Annotated in this window: 14 protein-coding genes; 7 read left to right on the top strand and 7 right to left on the bottom strand. The window is 63.2% G+C overall.

The features are described 5' to 3' along the window. Window positions 1-170 precede the first annotated feature (170 nt). The gene (gene mtnA / locus O7A60_RS12600; RefSeq protein ID WP_337106568.1) at window positions 171-1,265 is read right to left on the bottom strand and encodes an S-methyl-5-thioribose-1-phosphate isomerase; all 1,095 of its coding nucleotides are present in this window, start codon (window positions 1,263-1,265) and stop codon (window positions 171-173) included. Further along, window positions 1,262-2,533 (bottom strand): S-methyl-5-thioribose kinase, encoded by a 1,272-nt coding sequence (mtnK, locus tag O7A60_RS12595; RefSeq protein WP_337106567.1) that lies wholly within the window; start codon window positions 2,531-2,533, stop codon window positions 1,262-1,264. Before mtnK ends, mtnA begins: the two co-directional genes overlap by 4 nt. Before the next feature lie 137 nt (window positions 2,534-2,670). On the opposite strand from mtnK, the gene O7A60_RS12590 reads away from it, so the two are divergent. The 3 genes from O7A60_RS12590 (at window position 2,671) to O7A60_RS12580 (ending at window position 6,361) form a co-directional block, all read left to right on the top strand. Continuing rightward, window positions 2,671-4,182: a sugar ABC transporter ATP-binding protein gene (locus tag O7A60_RS12590; protein WP_337106566.1), complete on the top strand. Its 1,512-nt coding sequence runs from the start codon at window positions 2,671-2,673 to the stop codon at window positions 4,180-4,182. A gap of 81 nt (window positions 4,183-4,263) precedes the next feature. Beyond that, entirely contained in the window at window positions 4,264-5,259 is a 996-nt protein-coding gene (locus tag O7A60_RS12585) for an ABC transporter permease (RefSeq protein WP_027142239.1), read from the top strand. A 49-nt stretch (window positions 5,260-5,308) separates the two neighbouring features. After that, window positions 5,309-6,361, top strand: coding sequence for a substrate-binding domain-containing protein (locus O7A60_RS12580; protein ID WP_337106565.1), 1,053 nt, complete (start codon window positions 5,309-5,311; stop codon window positions 6,359-6,361). A gap of 91 nt (window positions 6,362-6,452) precedes the next feature. Here O7A60_RS12580 and O7A60_RS12575 read toward each other — a convergent pair whose 3' ends face one another. The 4 genes from O7A60_RS12575 to O7A60_RS12560 form a co-directional block, all read right to left on the bottom strand. After that, window positions 6,453-6,725, bottom strand: a complete 273-nt coding sequence (locus O7A60_RS12575) for a type II toxin-antitoxin system YafQ family toxin (RefSeq protein WP_337106564.1) — start codon at window positions 6,723-6,725, stop codon at window positions 6,453-6,455. A gap of 2 nt (window positions 6,726-6,727) precedes the next feature. Beyond that, on the bottom strand, window positions 6,728-6,985 hold the full coding sequence (locus tag O7A60_RS12570) for a type II toxin-antitoxin system RelB/DinJ family antitoxin (protein ID WP_337106563.1): 258 nt from the start codon (window positions 6,983-6,985) through the stop codon (window positions 6,728-6,730). Between the two features lie 84 nt (window positions 6,986-7,069). Next, window positions 7,070-9,124 carry a bifunctional aldolase/short-chain dehydrogenase gene (locus O7A60_RS12565; protein ID WP_337106562.1) on the bottom strand — a complete coding sequence of 685 codons (2,055 nt, stop codon included), beginning with the start codon at window positions 9,122-9,124 and terminating at the stop codon, window positions 7,070-7,072. Between the two features lie 86 nt (window positions 9,125-9,210). Beyond that, window positions 9,211-10,176: a sugar-binding transcriptional regulator gene (locus tag O7A60_RS12560; protein ID WP_337106561.1), complete on the bottom strand. Its 966-nt coding sequence runs from the start codon at window positions 10,174-10,176 to the stop codon at window positions 9,211-9,213. A 202-nt stretch (window positions 10,177-10,378) separates the two neighbouring features. Between O7A60_RS12560 and O7A60_RS12555 the strand changes: the two genes are divergently transcribed. The 4 genes from O7A60_RS12555 to O7A60_RS12540 all read left to right on the top strand — a co-directional run bounded on the left by O7A60_RS12555 (window position 10,379) and on the right by O7A60_RS12540 (window position 17,413). Then, a complete protein-coding gene (locus O7A60_RS12555; protein ID WP_337106560.1) occupies window positions 10,379-12,019 on the top strand; it encodes an acyl-CoA synthetase in 1,641 nt (546 codons plus the stop codon). 191 nt (window positions 12,020-12,210) lie between these two features. Then, the gene (locus O7A60_RS12550; protein ID WP_337106559.1) at window positions 12,211-12,816 is read left to right on the top strand and encodes a TetR/AcrR family transcriptional regulator; all 606 of its coding nucleotides are present in this window, start codon (window positions 12,211-12,213) and stop codon (window positions 12,814-12,816) included. 54 nt (window positions 12,817-12,870) lie between these two features. Then, window positions 12,871-14,013: an efflux RND transporter periplasmic adaptor subunit gene (locus tag O7A60_RS12545; RefSeq protein WP_027142247.1), complete on the top strand. Its 1,143-nt coding sequence runs from the start codon at window positions 12,871-12,873 to the stop codon at window positions 14,011-14,013. Between the two features lie 259 nt (window positions 14,014-14,272). Next, window positions 14,273-17,413, top strand: a complete 3,141-nt coding sequence (locus tag O7A60_RS12540) for an efflux RND transporter permease subunit (RefSeq protein ID WP_337106558.1) — start codon at window positions 14,273-14,275, stop codon at window positions 17,411-17,413. 80 nt (window positions 17,414-17,493) lie between these two features. Here O7A60_RS12540 and O7A60_RS12535 read toward each other — a convergent pair whose 3' ends face one another. Then, window positions 17,494-19,203 carry an APC family permease gene (locus O7A60_RS12535; protein ID WP_337106557.1) on the bottom strand — a complete coding sequence of 570 codons (1,710 nt, stop codon included), beginning with the start codon at window positions 19,201-19,203 and terminating at the stop codon, window positions 17,494-17,496. Window positions 19,204-19,521: the final 318 nt, after the last annotated feature.

Here is a 19,521-nt window from a genome sequence, read left to right as displayed (position 1 = left end):
TGTGTTTTTCATTGAAATGTAAGCGTCCCGCTCACGTATATGAGCCTCAGTCAACGCAATTACTAGCACGAGTCTTACTCTGTTTCATCAGCAAATAGGCTTTTTCAACACCGTTGGGCCGCATGAGCGCGCCATGCTGTCAACATCCGCCGGAACGATCCGCCGCTGTGCTATGCCCGCTCGGGGAACATCGCCTTCAGCCCTTCGCGCGATGCCTTGGCGATGCCGCGCTCGGTGATCAGTCCGGTCACCAGCCGTGCCGGCGTCACGTCGAAGGCGGGGTTCCTTGCCGGCGTCGCTTCGGGCGACACACGCACCTGGGCGATCTCGCCCTTGGCGGTCTTGCCCCAGACCAGCGACACCTCGTCGCCCGAGCGCTCCTCGATCGGGATTTCGGCGAGGCCGTCGCCCACCGTCCAGTCGATGGTGGGAGAGGGCAGCGCGACGTAGAACGGCACGTCGTTGTCGGCTGCGGCGAGGGCCTTCAGATAGGTGCCGATCTTGTTGCAGACATCGCCGTCGGCTGTCGTGCGGTCGGTGCCGACGATGACCATGTCGATCGCGCCGCGCTGCATCAGATGGCCGCCGGCATTGTCGACGATCAGCGTGTGCGGCACGCCATGGCCGGCCATTTCCCAGGCGGTCAGCTGGGCGCCCTGGTTGCGCGGCCGTGTTTCATCCACATAGACATGGACCGGAATGCCGGCTTCTACAGCGAGATAGATCGGTGAGGTGGCTGTGCCGTAGTCGACAGTCGCCAGCCAGCCGGCATTGCAGTGGGTGAGGATATTGACCGGCTCGCCGGGCTGCTTGCGCGCCGCGATGTCCTTGATGATGGCGAGACCGTTCTCGCCGATGGCGCGGTTGAGCCCGACATCCTCGTCGGCGATTTCACTGGCGCGCCGATAGGCGGCAGCGGCGCGTTGTCCGGCCGGCAACGGCCGCAGGAAACGCCGCATCTCGTCCAGCGCCCAGCGCAGGTTGATCGCCGTCGGTCGTGTCTCGTGCAGTGTTTCCCACACGCTGTCGAGCGCTTCGTCGGACGGATCGTGCGCCATTTGCATGGCGACGCCGTAGGCCGCGGTGACCCCGATCAACGGTGCGCCGCGCACCCACATGTCGCGGATCGCGGTGGCGATGCCGGCGACCGTGCCAAGCTTCTCGATGCGGAATTCATGCGGCAGCCAGCGCTGGTCGATGATCTCCACCGAGCGGCCGTCGTCGCTGAGCCAGATGGTCCGATAGTGGCGGTCGCCGACGTTCAAATGCTGTTCTCCTGTTCGATCAGCGCGGCCAGATTGTTGACCTCGTCGATGCTGTGAATCTGGCGCCGGTTGACGGCGATGTGGCGGCCGAATTTCAGTGCCTTCGCCTCACAACTGGCGCGCAGATCTTCATCGGCAATGGTCTCGAAGTCGGCATTGTGGGCGAGGCCGAGGATGCGCCTGTGCACCTCGATGCCGGCAAAGCCGAGCAGATCGGTCCAGATCTGGTGCAGCACATCGTCGAGCGCCTGCTCGGCGGCGAGTATGTCGCCCTGATCCTCGAACAGGCTTCTCTGGTAGAGCATGCCGGTGCGCTCGGTGCGCCACAGATGCGAGAACTCGGCACGGAACACTGCCCATGTCTCGACCACGACATCGAGCAGATAGGCGCGCATGGCGTCGCGCTTGCCCTTCTGCTCATGCCCGCGTTGCGAGAAGAACGACATCCAGAAATTGGCGAGCAGCATGCCGATGTCGAACGCCATCGGACCGTAGAAGGCGAACTCCGGATCGATCATCCGCGTTTCCTGATCGGTGACCATGATCGAGCCGGAATGCAGGTCGCCATGCAGCAGCGTCTCGGCATTGGCGGTGAAGAGATGCTTCAGCCGCTGCGCCTCCACCTTGAGGTCGCGGTCGGCCCGCAGTTCCGCCACCAGACCGTCGAGCTGCGGACTGGTGTGGCGGTTCATCTTGGCGTCGAAATACGGGTCTGAGAACACCAGGTTCTCGGTGATGTCGCAAAGCTCGACATTGTCCGCGAACAGCGCCAGGTCCGCCTTGCGCTCCTTGGTCACCATCGACAGGTCGGAGCCGCGGAACAGGGTGCGGGCCATGAACAGGCCGATATCCCGGGCAATGTTCGGCAACTGCCGGCCTTCGATCAGCGCCCGCCGCAGGATGATGTGCGGCGACAGATATTCCATGATGATCAGCGCCTGGACCTCGTCGAAGTAGTAGATCGCCGGCACCGAGCCCGGCGCGCGCGCCGCCTGCCGGGTCAGCGCGTGGTATTCGAAGAAGGAGCGCTTCAAGGGGAGTGGCCAGCTGTCGCCGACGAGCCGGACATAGGGCAGGGCTTGCTTGACGATGGCGCCGCCGCTAGCGCCTTCGACGATGAACACCAGGTTCAGATTGCCGTCCCCGACCTCGCGGACCTTCCAGGCGCTCGCATCCTTGCCGATCTTCGAGCACAGCGCTTCGTTCGTGCCGAGACGTGTTGCGAGCGTCTCCACCGACAATGCTTCGAACGGCAATTTCCCAGTCATCCTTGTCCCTCCCGCCTGTGTGCTCCCATCATAAGGGAGCCTTGACGGCAAGGCCAAGCTACGAAGCCGTCTGGCAATTGTCAATCGTGTTGACAATTGCCGATATTGACCATAGCGTCATGGTCAGGGAGGAACGCATGGTCGGCAATGCCGTGTTCCGCGTAGAGGGACTGAGGAAATCCTTTGGCCGCAACGAGGTGCTTGGCGGCATCGCGCTGGATCTCCATGCCGGTGAAGTGACCGTGCTGATGGGCGCCAACGGCGCCGGCAAATCCACCCTCGTCAAGATCGTCAGCGGCGTCTACGAGCGTGGCGGCGGCACGATGACGCTTGCCGGGCAGGATTTTGCGCCGAACACGCCGGCGGAAGCGATCCGCGCCGGCGTCGTCACCGTGCACCAGAATATCAATGACGGCGTCGTCGCCGACCTCGACGTCGCCACCAATCTCACGCTCGACAGGCTGAGCGGCAAAGGCGCGCCGACCCTGTTCAATCCCGCCCGCGTGCGCCGCGAAGCCAAGGCGGTCGCCGACCGCATGGGGCTGGCCATCGATTTGAAGGCGCGCGTCAGCGACCTTTCGCTCGCCGATCGCCAGATGGTGGCGATTGCCCGTGCGCTGGCGCACCAGCCGAAAGTGCTGATCCTCGATGAGCCGACCTCGTCGCTCTCCAGCGCCGAAGCCGACAGGCTGTTCGCGCTGGTCGACCGGCTGCGCGAGCAAGGCGTGGCGATCCTCTATATCTCGCACCGCATGTCGGACATCAGGCGGCTCGCGGACCGCATCGTCTCGATGCGCGACGGTGTCGTCTCCGGCGCCTTCGACATCAAGCCGCTCGACTATGAAGGCGCGGTTAACGCCATGCTCGGCCGCAAGATCCATCTCGACCGGATCGTCGCCAGGAGTTCGGCCAGGGCGGTCCTGAGCGTCGAAGGCCTTCGTATCGCGCAGAGCGCCAAGCCGATCTCGCTGACCCTTGGCGATGGCGAAGTGGTCGCCATCACCGGTCTCGTAGGTGTCGGCAAGACCGCTCTTGCCGAGACGCTGTTCGGCGTGCGCCGATCACTCGCCGGCACCATGACGATGAACGGCAAGCCTTACGCGCCGCGCTCGGCGGGCGACGCGATCGCCGCCGGCGTGTTCCTCGTCGCCAAGGATCGCGCCACCAGCGGCATCGTCGGCGGCTTCAACATCGAGCGCAATGTCAGTCTGCCCTTTCTCAGGCGGATGTCCAGTCTGAGTGTCCTCAAGCGCCGCCTCGAACGCGCCACCGCGCGCCGGCAGATCGAGCAGCTCGGCATCGTCTGCCGCTCCGAGAAGGATGACATGTCGGCATTGTCCGGCGGCAACCAGCAGAAGGTGATGGTCGCCCGCTGGATGGCCCAGAATGCCGCGCTGTTCATCCTCGACGAGCCGTTCCAGGGCGTCGACATTTCGGCCCGGCGCGACATCGCAGCCAAGCTGAGGGCAAGCGCCAATGGCCGCGCCACGCTTTTGTTCGTCACCGAACTCGACGAAGCGCTGGAGACGGCCGACCGCATCCTGGTGATGTCGGAGCACACAATCGTCGGCGAACACCGCAACGCCGATGTCGATCTAGATCGCCTGCTGGCCGAGGTCGCGGGCGGACCGCTGCACAGCGCTGCCTGAGCGTGGCGGCCGATGGAATTGGAATGGAGAGATCATGGGTTGGAGTTGGGTAAAAACCGCAGCGGCGCCGGGGTGCGCGGAATGACGCTGCGCGACCACGCCATCCGCTATGGATTCATCGTGCTGTTGTTCGGATTGGTCGCCTATTTCGCGATCGCCGCCGACGGATTCGTCTCGCCGCAAAGTGCCGTCTTCATCTTCCAGTCGGTCGCCATCACCGGCGTGCTGGCGCTCGGTGTTACCGCCACCCTGGTGGTCGGCGGCTTCGACCTGTCGATCGGTTCGGTTGCGACCTCGGCCATGATGGCGGCGGCCTATGTCATGGTGGTGCTGGAGCAGAACGCGTTCGTGGCGGTCATCATCTGCTTGTTGATCGGCGCCTTTGTCGGCCTGATCAATGGCTGGCTGATCGTCTACATGCGCGTGCCGGACCTGCTGGCGACGCTAGGCATGATGTTCCTCCTGGTCGGCCTGCAGCGCATCCCGACAGAAGGCCGCTCGATCGCCACCGGCATGACCATGCCCGACGGCTCGGTCGCCAACGGCAAGTTCTCCGATGCCTTCCTGGCGCTTGGCCGCCACCGCTTCGATTTCTTCATCCCGAACCTCATTCCGGTGTCGGTGGTCGTGCTTCTGGTGCTGGCCGTGCTGATCTGGTTCTTCCTCGAATACACCCGCTTCGGCCGCATGATGTACGCCGTCGGCTCCAATGAGCGCGCCGCCGAACTCGCCGGCGCGCCTGTCAAGGCATACAAGATCTGGGCTTACGTTATTTCAGGAGTTTTTGCCTCTATCGGCGGCATTTTGCTCGCCGCCCGGCTTGGACGCGGCGACATCGCCTCGGGTAATAATCTGCTGCTCGATGCGGTTGCCGCGGCGCTGATCGGCTACGCGGTGCTTGGCGCCGCCAAGCCGAACGCCTTCGGCACCGCCATCGGCGCGCTGTTCGTCGGCATCTTGCTGCAGGGCCTGACGATGATGAACGCGCCCTACTACACGCAGGATTTCGTCAAGGGCGTGGTTCTGGTCGTCGCCCTTGTCTTCACCTTTGCCCTTTCGGGCAGGGGCAGGAACTAGCATTCGGCCGGATAGGATTTTGAGTTCAACAAAAGTGGAGGAAAACAAGGTGAACATCACAAGAAGACTTCTGGGGAAAGTGGCGCTCGGGCTCGCCGGCGCAACCATGCTGATGCAGATCCCGGCATTGGCCGCCGACAAGCCGGCGCCGTTCGACAAGCCCGGCGTCAAGATCGCGCTGGTGCGCTATCTCTCGACCGGCGACTTCTTTCAGGCCTATCTGTCGGGCGTCGAGGCGCAGTCGAAGGCGCTCGGCATCGACCTGCGCGTGCTCGACAGCCGCCAGGACGCCGCCCTTCAGGCCGACATGGTCGATCAGGCCATTGCGCTCGGCGTGCAGGGCATCATCATCCAGCACGGCCTGACGGAATCGATGAAGGACGCCGCCCAGCGTGCCGTCGACGCCGGCATCAAGGTGGTCGCCTTCGACGTCAATGTCGAAAACCCCAAGATCCCGCAGATCGAACAGTCGGACAAGGACCTGGCGCGCCTAGCGCTCGAACAGGCGGTCAAGGACAATGGCGAAAGCTGGAACGCCGGCTATGTCTACGTCGCCGGCATCGCGCCGCTCGACCGCCGCAACGAAACCTGGGTCGACGTGAAGAAGAAATATGCCGGCATCAAGGAAGCCGCCATGTTCGGCACGCTCGACAATCCGATCGCCAACTCCGTCGCCAACCAGGCACGCTCGGTGCTGTCGGCGCACCCCGACATCAACGTGATGTTCGCCCCTTATGACGAATTCGCCAAGGGCGTGAAGATCGCCGTCGACGAAGCGAGCCTGAACAAGAAGATCAAGATCTATTCGGCCGACATTTCCACGTCCGACATCGCGGCGATGCGCGAGCCCGATAGTGCCTGGGCGGCGACCGCCGCGACCAACCCGGCCGTCGTCGGCCAGGTCTCGGTGCGCGCCCTGGCGCAATTGCTCGCCGGCGAAGATCCCGGCCACAACGTCATCGTGCCGCCGACGCTGATCACCCAGAAGGAGCTGATCGACAAGGACATCAAGAACATGGAGGACCTGTCGGCCAAGCTGCCGCAGTTCGCCCACGCCGACGTCGCCATGCCTGCCTGGATGCCGAACCCCAACGCGAAGTAGCTTTCGGAACAACTCTTGCCGGATTGCTGAGTTGAGACCAAATGAAAGCCGCCCTGCAGCAAATCGCTGCGGGCGGCTTTTTCGATGACGTTCACTCGTTGAACAGGTCGGAATGCGAACCGGTACGGGCAAGCTGCAATTCGTCGCCGACAACGCGGTAGATCAGGAGCCAGTCTGGTTCGATATGCGCGTCACGAAAGCCTTTCCAGTCCCCTTTCAGAGGATGATCCTTGTACGCCACCGGCAGCTCTTGTCCGGCGATGAGCAGGCCTAACAGATCGCGCAACTTGCCCAGGTCCTTCCCACGCTTTTCCATACGCTTCACATCCCGGCGAAATTGCCCGGAGCGAATGGAGGCTGGCACGCTTAGATCCCCAAATCCTTGAACAACTCATCAGCCGAGGCAAGGCGTTTGCCTTTGCCTTTTTCCAACTCGGCCATGGCCTTTTGAGTGGTGGCGTTCGGCACTTTCACTGGAAAGGGAAACTCCTTATCGGCAGCGACGCGCACCAGAAGCAGGCGAATGGCATCGGAGACCGACAACCCCATGGCTGCCAAAGCCTCCGTCGCCTGATCTTTCGTAGCGCTGTCGATGCGAGCGCGGACCACTGAATCCGTTGCCATATCGTGACTCCTTCATGTTAGCTACAATGTAGCTACAGTGTAGGACTCTTGCAAGTGGATTGCTGCGATCGTTCAGCAGCAAGCCTACCGCAGCGCCGCGGCAATGTTGCCGCCGTCGACCGTCGTCACATCGGCGGTCGTCCGGTCCGCCAGGGCATGGTGCAGGAAGGCCTGCGCCACATCCTGCGCAGTCACTTCCTGGCCGAGCAGATTGCCGGACATGTAGTCCTTCTCCGACACGCCGCGCGCGCCCGAGCGGCTGGCGATCATCGCGTCCGTCAAAAGACCCGAGCGGATGCGGTCGGCGTTGACGGCGTTCGAACGGATGCCATGGGCGCCGTAGTCGAGCGCGTATTGCCTGGACAGGAACAGCGTCGCCGCTTTCGGCACGCCGTAGGCGCCGAACTTCGGGCCGGGGTTGACCGCCTGCTTGGAGGTGTTGAACAGGAGAGCGCCGCCGGTGCCCTGTTCGAGCATGATGCGCACGGCGTTCTGCGCCGCCGACTGGTGGGCGAAGAAATTGAGTTCGAAGCTCTTGCGCAGCAGCGCATCGTCAAGCTCGCCGATGCGGCCTTCCCATGCAGCACCCGCATTGGACACCAATATGTCGACGCCGCCGAACACGGCGATCGCCTTGTCGAATGCGGCGCGCATCTGAGCCGGGTCGGTGATGTCGGCACCAACGCCGATCGAATTGTTGCCGGCTTTCCTGGCGGCATCAGCGGCCTTTTCGGCGTCGAGATCGACGACGACGGCATGAGCGCCATTGTCGGCGAACAGTTTTGCGGTCGCCGCGCCGATCGCACCGGCGCCGCCGGTGATCAGCACCACTTGTCCAGTCAGCGGCTTCGGCTTGTTGGAAGCGAGCTTGGCCTGTTCCAGCGACCAGTATTCGAGCGGGAACAGGTCGGCCTTGGATAATGGGTGGAAACGCCCGACCGCCTCGGCGCCGCGCACTGCCTCGATCCACATCTCGCCGACGTCCGACGCGATCTTGGCGTCCTTCAATGTGCGGCCATGGCCGAACATGCCGAGCCCCGGCACCAGCGTCAGCCGCGGCATGGGATCGAGCATGGTGCGCTTGACGTCGTCGAGCGCGTCATTGGTCTCGAAATAGGCACGATAATCCTTGGCGAAGGCATCGACATGGCTCTCGATCACCGCCTTGTAGTCACCGACCTTGTCGGCGTCGGGCGCCGGCACCGCCATCGGTCCGGTCTTGATGCGGATCGACAGATCCGGCGTCGACACGCCACGTTGTGCATAGTCGGCGATCTCTGCCGAATTGATGAAATCGACGATCGCGTCCGAGGTACGGAAATCGCTGATCATGCGGTCGAAGCGGCCTTCGCCGCGTGGCGCCGCGACAGCGCCGCGCAGCATGGGCGCGATCACCGCCGGTGACGCGAGCCTTGCCGGCAATGCCGCCTTCGCAGCCTTGGGCTTGGCGTGCTTGGCCACATAGTCCTCGGCGACGTTCACATAGTGGATCATCCGGTCATAGGCCTGCCTGGCGTCGTCGCCGAAAGTGAAGATGCCATGCTTGTCGAGGATCAGGCCTTCTACCGCAGGGTCGGCGTCGAAGACGTCGGCCGCCGCCTTGGCGAGGTCGAAGCCTGGCATGATGTAGGGCACGTAGCCCATCTTTGCTCCGAACACCTTTGCCACCAGCGGTTTGCTGTCTTCCTGATCGACAATGGCCAGGATGGCGGTCGAATGGGTGTGGTCGACGAATTTGTGCGGCAGGAAGGCATGCAGCAGGGTCTCGACCGATGGGTTGGGCGAGGCGGGGTCGATCAGGTTTGCCCGCTGCAGGGCGACCATGTCCTCGTCGGAAAGCCTGTCCAGCTTGCGCGCCTTGAGCAGGGCGCCCATCTTGACGGCGGGCAGGCCCTGCGGCTCGATGACGGCCATGTCCCAGCCGCTGCCCTTGACGCACAGCACGTCCCACTCGTCGCCGACGAGGTCGGTCGCCTTGATCTTGCAGGAGGTGTTGCCGCCGCCATGCAGGACCAGCTGTGGCACGCCGCCCAGAAGCCGCGTCGTGTAGACACGCAAGGCCAGGTCGCGGCCGACGCCCTTCTTCGCATAATCGGCAACGAGTTTTTCGGCCGCGTCGTCGTTCCACAGGTTCTTCATGTTCGCTTCGTCCAGTTGCTGTTTTTGATGGTGAAACAGGAATGCCGCGACGCCTTGATGACAATGCGTCGGCAAAGGGTTGGTTTTCAGGGTGCCTTTTCTGCTGACGCTCCGGCATGATCGAGCAGCCGCTGCGCCATATGCGCGCCGACCACCAGATGCGTGCAGAGGCCGCCGGCGATTGCCGCGAGCAGCGGCTCGAACTTGCTGTCTTCCTGCACGACCATCAGCCGCTTCCCGATGACGCGCAGTGAAGCAAGCCCCGCCGAGATGACCCGCCGGTTGTAGCTGCAGTCGAGCAACTCGCCACCGGCATCGATGATCTGCCCGGCAATGACACCGGCGGCACCTTCCTTGCGCAGTGCCGCCATCTCGGCTGCCGTCAGCGCACCGCACTTCACCAGGTGGCTGTCGGCATCGACAGCGCCGATGGAGTAGAGCGCAAGATCGCAGTCGCTGATCCCGGCAAGCTGATCACGGATCACGGGCTCGGCGCGCAGGCCTTGCGCCAGTTCCTCGGTCGACAGCACCAGAGGCGCGTAGAAATTGAGGCCCTTGGCATTGAGCCGCCGCGCGATTTCCATGGTGCACTGGTCGGGCCGGTAGGAATAGGGCGCGCCGAGATTGCCACAGAGCTGCACCACGGTGACGTCCTGCAGGTCGGCATAGGACATGATGTCGGCGATGGTGTAGACGGTGCGGCCCCAGGCGACGCCGATGCGGTCGCCCTTCCTGACGAGTTCCAGGAAGACGCTTGCCGCCAGCACCGCGATATCGGTCGAGGGATCGGCGAGGTAGGCGTTTTCCGGCGCGATCCAGACGGCGTCGAGCTTCAGGGCATCTTCCAGCCTGCGCGCCATGATGTCGTCGGTGAAGAGCTGCGTCGAGGTCGAGATGTTGACGATGCCTGTCTCGCGCGCCTTGCGCAGATACATGGCGACGGAAGCGCGCGAAATGTTGAGCTGATTGGCCACTTCGTCCTGGCGAAGCCCATGGGCATAGTAAAGCCAGGCCGCCTTGTGGATGAGCTGTTCTGCCGGTCGGATCGCCATGCCGCCTCCTTGGCTGACATTAGTCACGGCTCTCGACAAAAGTCAAATTTGAATGAGCAGGAAGGGATCTTCTGCCGGCGCGGCTCAATCGAGATCACCGTTCCAGCAAGTCGGCGCAGTATAGCATTCTCAGCCCTTCTGGGGGATAGCGTGACGACGAGCCTAAGGTTAGAAAGCTCGAAAAGACTTTGGGGAGAACGGGATGGCCAGTCCCTACGAACAGGATCTCGACAGGAACGCCGCCAACCACCAGCCGCTGACGCCGCTCACCTATCTGGAGCGCGCTGCAAAGACTTATCCCGACCACATCGCCATCATCCATGGCGGCCAGCGCATCAGCTACCGCGATTTCTGGCGCCGCTCGCTGAAGCTCGCTTCGGCGCTGCATAAGCACGGCATCGGCAAGTGCGATACGGTGACCGTCATGCTGTCGAACACGCCGCCGATGCTGGAGGCGCATTTCGGCGTGCCGATGACCAAGGCGGTGCTGCACTCGCTCAACACGCGCCTCGACGCCGCGGTCATCGCCTTCCAGCTCGATCATGCCGAGACCAAGGTGCTGATCGTCGATCGCGAGTTCTCCGGAGTCGTGCGAGAGGCGCTCGGTCTGGCCAAGGTCAAGCCGCTGGTCATCGATTACGACGATCCCGATTACGCCGCTGACGCGCCCTATCCGAAAGGCGAGCGGGTCGGCACGGTGGACTATGAGGCCTTTGTCGCCAATGGCGACGAGGAGTTCGCCTGGTCGATGCCGGACGACGAATGGGACGCGATCTCGCTCAACTACACGTCGGGCACGACAGGCAATCCCAAGGGCGTCGTCTACCATCACCGTGGTGCCGCGCTGATGGCCTACACCAACACCATCCATGCCGGCATGGCCAAGCACGCGGTCTATCTCTGGACGCTGCCGATGTTCCATTGCAATGGCTGGTGTTTTCCCTGGACGCTCGCGGTCCAGGCCGGCACGCATGTCTGCCTGCGCTGGGTGCGGCCGAAGCCGATCTATGACGCCATCGCCGACCACGGCGTCACGCATCTGTGTGGGGCGCCGGTCGTCATGTCGGTGCTGATCAACGCCAGGGAGGAGGACAAGCGCGCATTTGCGCAGACCGTCACCTTCAACACGGCTGCCGCGCCGCCGCCCGAAGCCGTGCTGTCGGGGATGGCCGATGCCGGCTTTGCCGTCACCCATCTCTACGGATTGACCGAAACCTATGGTCCCGCAGTCGTCAACGAATGGCATAACGGCTGGGACGGGCTCGACAAAGAGGCGAGGGCGGGCAAGAAGGCACGGCAGGGCGTGCGCTACGCCGCGCTCGAAGGCCTGACGGTGATGGACCCCGAGACCATGGCCGAGACGCCCGCCGACGGCGAGACCATCGGCGAGGTCATGTTCCGGGGCAACATCGTCATGAAGGGCTATCTGAAGAACCGCAAGGCGACCGACGAGGCTTTCGCAGGCGGCTGGTTCCACTCCGGCGATCTCGGCGTCATGCACCCCGACGGCTATATCCAGCTCAAGGACCGCTCCAAGGACATCATCATCTCCGGTGGCGAGAACATTTCCTCGATCGAGGTCGAGGATGCGCTTTACAAGCATCCCGCCGTCGCCTCCTGCGGCGTCGTGGCGCGCCATGACGACAAATGGGGCGAGGTGCCCGTCGCCTATGTCGAGCTGAAACCGGGCAAGGTGGCGAGCGAGGCAGAGATCATCGAGCACTGCCGGACGCTGCTTGCCCGCTTCAAGGTGCCGAAAGCGGTGATCTTCGCCGAGATACCGAAGACCTCGACCGGCAAGATCCAGAAATTCCGGCTGCGGGAAATGGCCAAGGTCGCCTGAAGTCGTCTCGCGCCTTTTCGAGAGAATTATTTTCGGTGGCCCGCATCCTGAGGGGCGCCTTGTGACGTCTATGGGATGTCACCATCTGTCACCTATCGTACGCGTACATCGAATCCTCGTTGACACAGTGCTCTTTTCGATTTACGAGTGATGAAAATCGAAATTCGTCACTCGTTATTTGACAGAGAGCTATGTCCGAAGCCGCCAACATCGTCGCCGACGTCGCCCGACAGGAAAATGTGACGCGCATTCTCGATTGCGCCGAGCGCCTGTTCCGGCACTATGGCTACGGCAAGACCAATGTCGCCGACATTGCCCGCGAACTCGGCATGTCGCCGGCCAACATCTACCGTTTCTTTGCCTCCAAAGTCGAAATCCACCAGGCCGTCTGTGGCCGGATGCTCGGCGCCAGCTACAACATGGCCTACGAGATCATGCACCTGCCGGTCAGCGCCGAGGAGCGGCTGCGGCGTTACGTGCATGCGCAGTACAAGATGACGATGGAGGTCATGCTCGACGAGCAGAAGGTCCACGAGATGGTCATTGTCGCCCTCGAGCGCGACTGGGGCGTCATCGACAAGCATGTCGACAGCATCCACGATCTCTTCGCCGAGGTGATCCGCGAGGGCATCGAGGCCGGCGAGTTCAGGAAACAGGACCCGGTGACCGCGTCGCGCTGTTTCGGTGCCGCCACCGTCATCCTGTGCCATCCGCAGATGGTGGCGCAGTGCCTCGCCAAGACCAATCGGGCGATGCCCGACGAACTCATCGATTACGCAATCAGAGCCTTGAAATAGCCGCCGCCAGCCGGTGCCGGTGTCGACAGTCCGTCTCCAGTCGGGAGTATCAAGATGTTTTTGCCCAGTTCCATCCTTCGCAAGCTGCCAGCTGCCGGCCTGATCGTCGCATCGCTTGGGCTCGCCGGCTGCTCGCAGGAAAAAGCGGAGGTGAAGGACATCATTCGCCCGGTCAAGGTCGTCGAGATCGCCCAGGCCCATGACACCCGCACGCTGTCCTATTCCGGATCGGTGCGCGCCCGCACCGAGAGCACACTGGGTTTCCGGGTCAACGGCAAGATCACCGAGCGTCTTGTCGACATCGGCCAGCGCGTGGCGCCTGGCGATGTGCTGGCCCGCATCGATCCCTCCGACTATGACCTGTCGGTCAAGAGCGCGCAGGCCGCGCTGGACGCCTCCGAACGGCAGGTCGAGACCGTCGAACTCGCCCGCAAGCGCGCCGAGCAGCTTTTCGCCAAGAACTTCGCGCCGAAATCGCAGCTCGAACAGGCAACGCTGACCTATGATCAGGCCGTCGCCACGCGCGACTCTGCCCGCTCGACGCTTGCCCAGGCCAGGAACCAGGTCGGCTATACCGACCTCAAGGCCGACAGGGACGGCATCGTCACGGCGGTCAACGCCGATGTCGGCCAGGTGGTCGGGTCGGGCACGCCGGTGGTCACCGTCGCGGTCGATGGCGAAAAGGAAGTGCTGATCGCGGTTCCGGAAATGGAGATCGCGCAGTTCAAGCCGGGCAAGGACGTCAAGGCGGGCTTCTGGTCCGATGCCGCTCTGGCGCTCGACGGCAAGGTTCGCGAGGTCGCCGGCAGCGCCGATCCGCAGTCGCGCACCTTTGCCGTCCGCGTCAGCCTGCCCAACGACCCGCGCGTGCTGCTCGGCATGACCGCCAATATCGAGGCGTCGGCGGCTAATGAAAAGCAGCTCGTGTCCATCCCGCTGAGCGCGCTCGCCGAGAAAGACAGCCAGTCGATCGTCTGGACGGTCGATCGTGGCGCCGACACCGTGCATGCCCGTCCGGTCAAGGTCGCCAAGTTCGCCGCCGACGGCGTGCGTGTCGCGGAGGGATTGAAACCGGGCGATATCGTGGTCGCCGCCGGTACGCAGTTCATGACCGAGGACCTAAAGGTGAAACTCGCCGGGGGCATCACACAGCAGTCCGCCTCGGCCGAGGGCGGGGACGCCAGCCAGCTGCGCTGACGACAGACAGGTCGGCCGCGCGTTCCCGCGGCCGCAGGTTTCCGGGCGGCGTGCCCGAAAGGTCGAGACGTCAAGGCCGATGTACCCCCCGCATCGACCCTCGCGTCCCACCGCGATGAGTGTCTCTCCGCTCGAAGAGCGACGCCGCCCGGAAACCAGTATCGAACGCAGATGATTTCGTTTCGCGCGCCGCGCTTCTTCGTAGCACCTTCCTCGAAGCACCAGGGCGCCGGCAACCAAGCAAAGTGGACCACCACCGATGACGACCTCCACTGAAGAAAAGCGGCCCTTCAATCTCTCTCGTTGGGCAATCGGCCATCCTTCGATTGCGCGCTTCCTGTTCGGGCTGATCATCATCGCCGGCGCGCTCGGCCTGATGCGCATGGGCCAGAAGGAAGATCCCGACTTCACCTTCCGCGTCATGGTCGTGCAGGCGATCTGGCCGGGCTCCTCGATCCAGGAGATGGAAGACCAGGTCGTCAACAAGATCGAGCGCAAGCTGCAGGAGACGCCGCATCTCGACTTCGTGCGTTCCTTCACCCGCGCCGGCAGCGCCATCATCACCGTCCAGATCAAGGGCGACACCAACGCCGCCGAAGTGACCGATGCTTTCTATCAGGTGCGCAAGAAGATCGGCGACATATCGGGCGACCTGCCGCAGGGTCTGCTCGGTCCATATTTCAACGACGAATTCGGTGACACCTTCATCACGCTGCATTCGATCAGCGGCGACGGCTTCTCCTATCCCGAGCTGAAGAAGTTCGCCATCCAGGCGCGCGATATGCTGTTGACGACGCCTGGGGTCGAAAAGGCGGTCATCATCGGCGACCAGCCGGAAAAGCTCTACATCGATGTCTCGTCCAAGGCGCTGGCCGAACGCGGCCTGACGCTGACCGACGTGCAGAACGCGATCAAGGGCCAGAACAATGTCGACCCGGCTGGTTCCGTCGATACCGGCGTCAATTCGGTGCGCATTTCGGTCGAAGGCGATGTCGCCAAGGCCGCCGACATCCGCGAGCTGCGCCTGCGCGCCGGCGGCCAGGTCACCCGGCTTGGCGACATCGCCACCGTCACTTCGGGGCTGGAAGATCCCTTCCAGCGCAAATACCGCTTCAATGGTCACGACAGCGTGCAGCTTGGCGTCGTCATGGCCAAGGGTTTTAAAGTCACCGACGTCGGCAAGGATGTCGAGGCGACCTACAAGCACTTCGAGGAGGCGCTGCCCTATGGCGTTTCGGTCGACCAGATTTCCGACCAGCCGGGCGTCGTTACGGACGCGGTAGCCGAATTCATGCATGCGCTCGGCGAAGCGCTGCTGATCGTGCTGGTCGTCTCGTTCCTGTCGATCGGCTGGCGCTCGGGCCTGGTGATCGCCATCGCCATACCGCTGGTGCTCGCCGCCACCTTCGCTATCATGTACGAGATCGGCATCGACCTGCAGCGCATTTCGCTGGGCGCGCTGATCATCGCGCTCGGCCTGCTCGTCGACGATGCCATGATCGTCGTCGAGATGATGGAGCGCAAGCTCGAGGAGGGGCTGGTCAAGATCGAGGCGGCGAGCTTCGCCTATTCCTCGACCGCCTTCCCGATGCTGACCGGCACGCTGATCACCACCGCCGGCTTCATTCCTGTCGGCTTTGCCGCTTCGACGGCTGGCGAATATGTGCGCACCCTGTTCTATGTCGTCGGCATCGCGCTGATCGTGTCGTGGTTCGTGGCGGTCTATTTCACGCCCTGGCTCGGCCACATGATCCTCAAGCAGCGCAAGCATGCCGGCAGCCATCACGACGCCTTCGACACGAGCTTCTATCGTCGGCTGCGTGCCACGGTCGGCTGGGCCGTGCGCCATCGCATCATCGTCCTGGTGATGACGCTGGTGACTTTCGGCACCAGCCTTTGGGCGTTCCAGTTCATCCCGCAGAATTTCTTCCCGCAATCGTCGCGGCCGGAAATCCTCGTCGACCTCTGGCTGCCGGAAGGCACCAGCATCAAGGAGGTCGAGACGCAGGCCAAGGCCCTGGAAGCCAAGATGATGGACGACAAGGACAAGCGTTTCATCGCCACCTATATCGGCGAGGGCGCCCCGCGCTTCTTCCTGCCGCTCGACCAGCAACTGCGCAACCCGAACTTCGCCCAGTTGCTTGTCATGGCCAATGACGAGCCGGCGCGCGAGCGGCTGATCGTCAAGCTGCGCACGGTTCTGGCGCAGGATTTCCCATCGATCCGTGCCAAGGTCGACCGCCTGTTCCTCGGACCGCCAACCGGCTGGCCGGTGCAGATGCGTGTCATGGGTCCGGACCGCCAGGAGGTGCGCCGCATCGCCGACCAGGTGAAGGCGAAGTTCCGGCAGGATCCGCTGCTCGGCGCCGTCCATGACGACTGGCTGGAGCCCGTTCCGGCGATGAAACTGGTCATCGACCAGGATCGCGCCCGTGCGCTCGGCGTCACCTCGCAGCGCATCCGCCAAATGCTGCAGGCCGCGATGTCCGGCGCGCCGCTCGACGATTTCCGCGACGGCGAGGAGACAGTATCCATCGTCGCCCGCGAGCCGGATGCCAGCCGCAGCCTGCTGTCCTCGGTCGACTCGGTCTATATCCCGACCGATTTCGGCGGTTTCGTGCCGCTGTCGCAGGTCGCCAAGGTGGTGCCTGTGCTGGAGCAAGGCATAGAGTGGCGCCGCGACCGCCTGCCGACGATCAGCGTGCGCGCCACACTGCCCGACGGCGTGCAGTCCAACGACGTCGTCACCAAGATGTACAAGGACTTGCAGGGCCTGCGCGACGGCCTGGCGCCCGGCTACAAGATCGAGATCCAGGGCGGGGCCGAGGATTCGGCCGAAAGCCAGGCTTCCATCGCCGCCAAGGCGCCGATCATGCTGGCCATCATCGTCGTGCTCCTGATGATCCAGCTGCAGAACTTCGGCAAGGCGATGCTGGTGCTGGCGACTGGCCCGCTCGGTATCATCGGTGCTGCCGCCGCTCTGCTGATCAGCGGTGCGCCGTTCGGCTTCGTCGCCATCCTCGGCGTCATCGCACTGCTCGGCATTATCATGCGCAACTCGATCATCCTGGTAGACCAGATCGACCAGGACATCGCCAGGGGCATGGACCGTTCCGAAGCGATCATCGGCTCGGCGGTGCGCCGCTTCAGGCCGATCGTGCTGACGGCGATGACGGCTGTGCTGGCACTGATTCCGATCTCGCGCGCCGTGTTCTGGGGCCCGCTCGCCTACGCCATGATGGGCGGCATTCTCGTCGCCACTGTGCTGACCATCCTGGTGCTGCCGGCGGGGTATGCGCTCTTCTTCGGACGGGAGCCCAAGAAAGCCAGGACCGACGAGCAGGCGCCAGCAGAGATCGAAGGCGTTGAACGGCCGCAACTGGCGTTGGCGGCCGAATAAGAAAAACCGGCCGGTCGATTTGCGACTGGCCGGTTTTCCCTTAATGCAACAGTGGCTTGGGCCGCTTGGCGGTCAGACCATCAGATGACGAATACCCAATTGGCGATGAGCATGACCGCCACGCCGGCGACCAGCGTCAGATAGGGCAGCATGCCCGCCTTCCTGACCTTTAGATCGGCCGAGCTCATGCCGAGATCGGCCAGCATGTGGTCGGGGAATTTGCCCTTGTCCTGGATGTAGTGGCGGAAGCAGAACACCGGGATGATCAGCGCGGCGGTGATCAAGCCGGCCCACAGAGCCATCGGGTTCCAAACCTTGGCGCCTGCGCCCATGAAGATGGCGTTGACATAGGCGAAGATCGCCCCAATCCCCAACAGCCAGCTAGGCGCTTTCCATGGCCGTGCGATATGGCCGTTGTCGATGCGGTGGATCCAGCCGGCATTGAGGTTGAGGAAGTTGAAGATGATGTAGCCGCAGTTCGACACGGCGAGGATGAAGAAGAAGCTCGTCGCGTCGGCCGAGGCGATAGCCAGCACGATCAGGTTGAAGCAGAGGTCGGTCCACATGGCCCGCGTCGGCGCACCGTGCTCGTTGACGTGGCTGAGATAACGCGGCAGCCAGCCGTCGACCGAGCCTTGGTAGAGCGTGCGCGAGGAGCCGGCCATCGCCGTCATGATGCACAGCACCAGCGCCAGGATCATCAGCATCACCAGAAGGCTGTGAATGATCTTGCCGCCGCCGACCATGCCGGCCAGTGCATCCGCCACGCCGGAGCCGTCGACGATCGGCGTTGCCAGCATGCTGTTCAGGCCCAGCACGCCCTGGAAGGTGAAGGGCACCAGGATGAACAAAAGCATGCAGAGCAGGCCGGAATAGAAGATGGCCTTGAACGTATCGGTGCCAGGGTTCTTGAACTCCGACGTGTAGCAGACGGCCGTTTCGAAGCCATAGGTCGACCACGCGGCGATGAACATGCCGCCGAGCGCCAATGTCCAGCCGGCGATGTTCCAGGAGCCGGGTTCGGGTGCGTAGGCGGCGGCCAGCGGCACCAGCGGCGAAAAGTTCGACCAGTCGATCTGGCCGGTGAAGATCGGCACCACGCCGACGATCAGCATCGGAACGATGACCAGCAGGCCGATATATTTCTGCACGCTGGCGGTGCCCAGGATGCCGCGATGCTGGATCGAGAAGATGATCAGCATCAGCACCGCGCCAATGAAGAAGGTGGCGTTGAGCGTGAACGAGACCGGTCCGAGCGTATGGCTCCACAGCGTCCAGTTACGGATCGCTGGTGTCGCGGCGGCCGTCACCGCGGTGATGGCGTCGGCGGGAACCGTTCCGGCATGCGCGGCGAGATAGGCGACGACATCGGGCGAAGTTTCGGTGAACAGCGGCACCGGCGCCAGCGCGTTGAGGATATAGGCGGCGGCGATCGAGCAGCCGAGCGACAGCACCGGCGACCAGGCGAACCAATTGCACCACACCGACAGCGGCGCGATGAACTTGGAATAGCGCAGCCAGGCGGTGGCGCCATAGATCGAGGCGCCGCCGGATTTGTTCGGGAACAGGCCGGCGATCTCGGCATAGGTGAAGGACTGCAGGAAGCCCATGATCATGGACACCGTCCAGATCAGGAAAGCCAACTTTCCCGTCGTCCCGGCAATGCCGCCGATCGAGAACAGCACCAGCGCCGGAACGCCGCTCGCCACCCAGAAGGCGCCGCGCCAGTCGATATGCCTGAGCAGCTTGCTTTCGGCAGGCTGGTCCAGGACCGTAGTTATCGTGCTCATGTCGATGAGTTCCCCTTTTTCGATGTTCCCCGCCAGCGATGCCTCGGCTAGGCGAAGCTTGCTCCCCGGCAAATAATCATTCCGGCCGCAGTGTTTCCACTCAGTCGTATTTTTTTCTTAACAGTGAAGATTGATCCGGCGCGCTTTCACGTCAAGCGATTTGTGAAACCATGCACATCACGCTTGCGAAACATGCTCTTCCCTTCTCCCCTTGTGGGAGAAGGTGGATCGGCGCGCAGCGCCGAGACGGATGAGCGACTATCTGAGGTGTCAAGTTGCATTTGCGAACTCGCTTCGCGCATCGCGTGCTTTTGCATT

The organism is Mesorhizobium salmacidum (SeqCode), assembly GCF_037179605.1.
GTDB lineage: Bacteria > Pseudomonadota > Alphaproteobacteria > Rhizobiales > Rhizobiaceae > Mesorhizobium > Mesorhizobium salmacidum.
This window is presented reverse-complemented; position numbering and strand designations above follow the sequence as displayed.

Excerpts from the sequence above, each read along its gene's own strand:
- mtnK (WP_337106567.1), bottom strand. The coding sequence starts at position 2,533 with ATGACTGGGAAATTGCCGTTCGAAGCATTGTCGGTGGAGACGCTCGCA.
- O7A60_RS12590 (WP_337106566.1), top strand. The coding sequence starts at position 2,671 with ATGGTCGGCAATGCCGTGTTCCGCGTAGAGGGACTGAGGAAATCCTTT.
- O7A60_RS12585 (WP_027142239.1), top strand. The coding sequence starts at position 4,264 with ATGACGCTGCGCGACCACGCCATCCGCTATGGATTCATCGTGCTGTTG.
- O7A60_RS12570 (WP_337106563.1), bottom strand. The coding sequence starts at position 6,985 with ATGGCAACGGATTCAGTGGTCCGCGCTCGCATCGACAGCGCTACGAAA.
- O7A60_RS12565 (WP_337106562.1), bottom strand. The coding sequence starts at position 9,124 with ATGAAGAACCTGTGGAACGACGACGCGGCCGAAAAACTCGTTGCCGAT.
- O7A60_RS12560 (WP_337106561.1), bottom strand. The coding sequence starts at position 10,176 with ATGGCGATCCGACCGGCAGAACAGCTCATCCACAAGGCGGCCTGGCTT.
- O7A60_RS12555 (WP_337106560.1), top strand. The coding sequence starts at position 10,379 with ATGGCCAGTCCCTACGAACAGGATCTCGACAGGAACGCCGCCAACCAC.
- O7A60_RS12550 (WP_337106559.1), top strand. The coding sequence starts at position 12,211 with ATGTCCGAAGCCGCCAACATCGTCGCCGACGTCGCCCGACAGGAAAAT.
- O7A60_RS12545 (WP_027142247.1), top strand. The coding sequence starts at position 12,871 with ATGTTTTTGCCCAGTTCCATCCTTCGCAAGCTGCCAGCTGCCGGCCTG.
- O7A60_RS12540 (WP_337106558.1), top strand. The coding sequence starts at position 14,273 with ATGACGACCTCCACTGAAGAAAAGCGGCCCTTCAATCTCTCTCGTTGG.
- O7A60_RS12535 (WP_337106557.1), bottom strand. The coding sequence starts at position 19,203 with ATGAGCACGATAACTACGGTCCTGGACCAGCCTGCCGAAAGCAAGCTG.